The following is a 5,104-nucleotide window of genomic DNA, read 5'->3' as shown; positions in this document are numbered from 1 at the left end:
CTGCAGGGGGGACCCTGTGGGAGAGTAGGACGCCGCCGAACAATTATTGTGGGAAAGCCCCGCACCTTCTGGTGCGGGGCTTTCCTGCGTTCCGGGGGACCCTGTGCCCCTGTGTTCCGTGGCTGAGGGTAAGGTCGTGGGGCATCGTCGGCACCATTCCAGCAGGAGGCCCCCGGGTGGAGGTCCAGGAGACTCGCGTTCAGACGGACCGGGTCCTCACCATCCCGAACATTCTCAGCATGGCGCGTCTCGTCGGCGTGCCGCTGTTCCTGTGGCTGATCCTGTGGCCGGAGTTCGGCGGTCCCAAGAGCGACGGATGGGCGCTGCTCGTCCTGGCGCTCAGCGGAGTGAGCGACTATCTCGACGGCAAGCTCGCCAGGCGGTGGAACCAGATCAGCAGCCTCGGCCGGCTGCTCGACCCCGCGGCCGACCGGCTGTACATCCTCTCCACGCTCGTCGGCCTCACGTGGCGCGAGATCCTGCCCCTCTGGCTGACCCTGGCACTCCTCGCACGCGAGGCGATGCTCCTCGTCATGGTGGGAATCCTCCGCCGGCACGGCTATCCGCCGCCCCAGGTGAACTTCCTCGGGAAAGCTGCCACTTTCAACCTGATGTACGCCTTCCCGCTGCTCCTGCTCAGTGACGGAACCGGCTGGCTTTCGTCACTCGCTGAAGTTTTCGGATGGGCTTTCGCCGGATGGGGTACAAGTCTGTATTGGTGGGCAGGGATCCTCTACGTGGTCCAGGTCCGCCGACTCGTGAAGGCGGATACCGAGGCCGATTGAGCCAGTCCGTTTCCGAGCCGTGCAGCGTCGCCGGCGCCGGAGCGAAGACCTTTTGAAGGCCGCTGAGTGCGGACAGGCGAAGTCGGCAGGACCGTCGTCTCTTCAAGGAGGACGCTTCCGACATGAAGGCCGTCGTGATGGCCGGTGGCGAAGGAACCCGCCTTCGCCCGATGACTTCGAGCATGCCCAAGCCTCTTCTGCCGGTCGCCAACCGGCCGATCATGGAGCACGTGCTGCGCCTGCTCAAGCGGCACGGTCTCACCGAGACCGTGGTAACCGTGCAGTTTCTCGCCTCGCTCGTCCGGAACTACTTCGGTGACGGCGAGGAGCTCGGGATGGAGCTCACGTACGCCAACGAGGAAAAGCCGCTCGGTACCGCGGGCAGTGTGAAGAACGCGGAGGAGGCGTTGAAGGACGACGCCTTCCTCGTCATCTCGGGGGACGCGCTCACCGACTTCGATCTCACCGATCTCATCGCCTTCCACAAGGAGAAGGGCGCGCTCGTCACGGTCTGCCTCACCCGGGTGCCCAACCCGCTGGAGTTCGGCATCACCATCGTCGACGAGGAGGGCAAGGTCGAACGCTTCCTGGAGAAGCCGACCTGGGGCCAGGTCTTCTCGGACACCGTGAACACCGGCATCTACGTGATGGAGCCCGAGGTCTTCGACTACGTCAAGGCCGACGAGCCCGTCGACTGGTCCGGTGACGTCTTCCCGCAGCTGATGAAGGAAGGCAAGCCCATCTACGGCTACATCGCCGAGGGCTACTGGGAGGACGTGGGCACCCACGAGAGCTACGTGAAGGCCCAGGCCGACGTTCTCGAGGGCAAGGTCCAGGTCGACCTCGACGGCTTCGAGATCTCCCCGGGCGTCTGGGTCGCCGAAGGCGCCGAGGTGCACCCCGACGCCGTGCTCCGCGGGCCGCTCTACATCGGCGACTACGCGAAGGTCGAAGCCGGCGCCGAGATCCGCGAGCACACCGTCATCGGATCCAACGTCGTCGTCAAGAGCGGGGCCTTCCTCCACAAGGCCGTCGTCCACGACAACGTGTACATCGGGCAGCAGAGCAATCTGCGCGGCTGCGTGATCGGCAAGAACACCGACATCATGCGCGCCGCCCGGATCGAGGACGGAGCCGTCATCGGCGACGAGTGCCTCGTCGGTGAAGAATCGATCGTGCAGGGCAACGTCCGGGTCTACCCGTTCAAGACCATCGAGGCCGGCGCCTTCGTCAACACCTCGGTCATCTGGGAGTCCCGCGGACAGGCCCACCTGTTCGGAGCCCGCGGCGTCTCCGGCGTCCTCAACGTCGAGATCACCCCCGAGCTCGCGGTGCGGCTCGCCGGCGCGTACGCCACCACCCTCAAGAAGGGCTCGACCGTCACCACGGCCCGCGACCACTCGCGTGGCGCGCGCGCCCTCAAGCGGGCGGTCATCTCGGCGCTGCAGGCCAGCGCCATCGACGTACGCGACCTGGAGAACGTGCCGCTGCCCGTGGCGCGGCAGCAGACCGCGCGCGGCAGCGCCGGCGGAATCATGATCAGAACCTCGCCGGGCATCCCCGACTCGGTCGACATCATGTTCTTCGACGAGCGAGGGGCGGACCTCTCCCAGGCCGGTCAGCGGAAGCTGGACCGGGTGTACGCGCGCCAGGAGTACCGGCGTGCCTTCCCCGGTGAGATCGGTGACCTCTCCTTCCCGGCCAGCGTCTTCGACTCGTACACGGGCTCGCTCCTGAGGAACGTCGACACCTCCGGCATCGCCGAAGCCGGACTGAAGGTCGTCGTGGACGCCTCCAACGGCAGTGCCGGGCTCGTGCTGCCCAGCCTCCTCGGCCGGCTCGGAGTCGACTCCCTGACCATCAACCCCGGTCTGGACGAGTCGCGGCCCACGGAATCGGTCGAGAGCCGGCGAGCCGGCCTCGTACGGCTCGGAGAGATCGTCGCCTCGGCGCGGGCCGCGTTCGGTGTGCGGTTCGACCCCGTCGGTGAGCGGCTCTCGCTCGTCGACGAGCGCGGCCGGATCATCGAGGACGACCGGGCACTCCTCGTGATGCTCGACCTGGTGGCCGCCGAACGGCGCTCCGGCCGGGTCGCGCTGCCGGTCACCACCACGCGCATCGCCGAGCAGGTCGCCGCCTACCACGGCACCCAGGTCGAGTGGACGACGACCTCCCCGGACGACCTCACGCGGGTCGGGCGCGAGGAGTCCACCATCTTCGGTGGCGACGGGCGCGGCGGGTTCATCGTGCCCGAGTTCAGCAGCGTCTTCGACGGTGCCGCCGCGTTCGTACGGCTCATCGGCCTCGTCGCCCGGACCCAGCTCACGCTGAGCCAGATCGACGCGCGGATCCCGCGCGCCCACGTGCACAAGCGGGACATCCCGACGCCGTGGGCGGTCAAGGGTCTCGTGATGCGCCGGGTGGTCGAGGCGGCCGGCAGCCGCTTCGTCGACACCACCGACGGTGTGCGCGTCGTCGAGCCGGACGGCCGGTGGGTGATGGTGCTGCCCGACCCGGCCGAGGCCGTCACCCATCTGTGGGCCGAGGGCCCCGACGACACCTCCGCCCAGCACCTGCTGGACGAGTGGGCCGAGGTGGTCGACAGCGCCGGTCGCTGACGTCACGCGCGGTACGGCGGGGAGACACGTGGTGGGTGTCTCCCCGCCGTACCGGTGGGGCCATTCGGCGGTAAGCCGTACGACGTGCGACGATGTGCGGCATGTCGCAGCAGCACCCCGTTCGGAGCACCGGATCACCACCGCCGCGCCCGGACGCGTCGATGTCGCTGCTGAACAACGTCATCGACCACGCCCTCGACGACGGCTACGCCGAGGCGACCGCCCGCCGGGCGGCCGAGGGCGGGACCCTGCCGCGACCGCTGCGCGCCAAGCTCGGTCTCGCGGCCGGACTGGTGCTCGCGGCCGCCGTCGTCACGGTGGGCGCGGCGGAGGCACGGATCTCCGCACCCGTCGTGGCCAAGGAACGCCAGGAACTGATCGGCCGCATCGAGGCCGAGAGCTCCACGGCCGACGGCCTGGAGGAGGACGTCGAGCGGATCCGGGCCGAGGTCGCGGAGCGCCAGCGCAAGGCCCTCGAACAGCACGGCGGCGACCAGGCGGAACTCGTCGGCCTGCTCTCCGGGGCGACGCCGGTCAGCGGCCCCGGCGTGCGGCTGGTCGTCGACGACGCCAAGGGGACCGACACCGGTGGGGGCGGCCCCCGCGAGAGCAGCGGCTTCGCCGACACCGGCCGGGTACGTGACCGGGACATGCAGCGCGTGGTCAACGGGTTGTGGGAGTCGGGCGCCGAGGCCGTCGCCATCAACGGGCAGCGCCTGACCTCGCTCTCGGCGATCCGGGCCGCCGGGGACGCCATACTGGTCGACAACAAGCCGCTGGTGCCGCCGTACGTCGTGCTCGCCATCGGGGACGGGCAGCGGCTGAGCACCACGTTCCAGGACAGTGCCGACGGCCAGTACCTGCACGCGCTGGTGGAGAACTTCGGGATCCGCAGCAGCATCGCGACCCAGGCCGACCTGCGCCTGCCGGCGGCGCCGAGCCTGATCGTACGTACAGCAGAGCCGAGGGGGGCCGGGGCGGCGACGCCGTCCGGGCGGGCCACGGCCGACACAGGGAAGGGCACATCGTGATCGCCGTACTGGGCCTGATCGTCGGAGTCGTGGTCGGGCTTTTGGTCCGACCCGAGGTCCCGGCGGTGGTCGAGCCCTATCTTCCGATCGCCGTGGTCGCCGCCCTCGACGCGGTCTTCGGCGGCCTGCGGGCCATGCTCGACGGCATCTTCGTCGACAAGGTCTTCGTGGTGTCGTTCCTGTCGAACGTGGTGGTCGCCGCGCTGATCGTCTTCCTCGGTGACAAGCTGGGCGTGGGCGCGCAGCTGTCGACCGGTGTGGTCGTCGTCCTCGGCATCCGGATCTTCTCCAACGCGGCCGCCATCCGGCGCCACGTCTTCCGGGCGTGAGGCCGATGAGCGAGCAGCCCGAGCGCCCCGAGAACGCCGGCGACCCCCGCACCTCCGGGGACGCCGAGAAGCCCCGTCCCGAGAGCGGCGCCGGTACGCCGGGGGGACCGCGCGTCCCCGAGAGCCCGCGCGTTCCCGAGGCTCCCCGGACTCCCGGCGTCCCGGACGGATCCGGCCACCTCCCGCCCGCCGGGCGACCCGGCCCGGCCGGTGCCCCCGCAGGCGGCTCGGAGCCGCCGCGCCCCGGGTACGAGAAGCCCGGCCAGGCCGCGAGCCCGCCCGCACCCGCAGGCGCCGCGCCCGCCGCGGCGGAACCGGCCGGACCGGCCGCGTCCCCCGTG

At 70.2% G+C, this 5,104-nt stretch carries 4 protein-coding genes and 1 pseudogene; all 5 read left to right on the top strand.

Going from position 1 to position 5,104, the window contains the following annotated elements; translation table 11 throughout:
* The first annotated feature begins 176 nt into the window (after positions 1–176).
* Positions 177–785, top strand: coding sequence for a cardiolipin synthase ClsA (gene clsA / locus ABTY40_RS30710; protein ID WP_352062506.1), 609 nt, complete (start codon positions 177–179; stop codon positions 783–785).
* A 122-nt stretch (positions 786–907) separates the two neighbouring features.
* Positions 908–3,403: a sugar phosphate nucleotidyltransferase gene (locus tag ABTY40_RS30705; RefSeq protein WP_345286570.1), complete on the top strand. Its 2,496-nt coding sequence runs from the start codon at positions 908–910 to the stop codon at positions 3,401–3,403.
* Between the two features lie 101 nt (positions 3,404–3,504).
* Positions 3,505–4,434, top strand: coding sequence for a DUF881 domain-containing protein (locus ABTY40_RS30700; RefSeq protein ID WP_502990715.1), 930 nt, complete (start codon positions 3,505–3,507; stop codon positions 4,432–4,434).
* Positions 4,431–4,763 carry a small basic family protein gene (locus ABTY40_RS30695; RefSeq protein ID WP_015032176.1) on the top strand — a complete coding sequence of 111 codons (333 nt, stop codon included), beginning with the start codon at positions 4,431–4,433 and terminating at the stop codon, positions 4,761–4,763. The genes ABTY40_RS30700 and ABTY40_RS30695 overlap by 4 nt, the downstream gene beginning before the upstream one ends.
* A 5-nt stretch (positions 4,764–4,768) precedes the next feature.
* A pseudogene (locus tag ABTY40_RS30690) lies at positions 4,769–5,104 on the top strand (hypothetical protein); the annotation flags it as partial.

The sequence above is a fragment of the Streptomyces sp. NPDC126503 genome, from assembly GCF_040302405.1.
GTDB classification, from domain to species: Bacteria; Actinomycetota; Actinomycetes; order Streptomycetales; family Streptomycetaceae; genus Streptomyces; species Streptomyces gulbargensis.
This window is presented reverse-complemented; position numbering and strand designations above follow the sequence as displayed.

Bases quoted from the DNA above. Each gene is read 5' to 3' on its own strand.
- ABTY40_RS30705 (WP_345286570.1), top strand. From the start codon at position 908: ATGAAGGCCGTCGTGATGGCCGGTGGCGAAGGAACCCGCCTTCGCCCG.
- ABTY40_RS30700 (WP_502990715.1), top strand. From the start codon at position 3,505: ATGTCGCAGCAGCACCCCGTTCGGAGCACCGGATCACCACCGCCGCGC.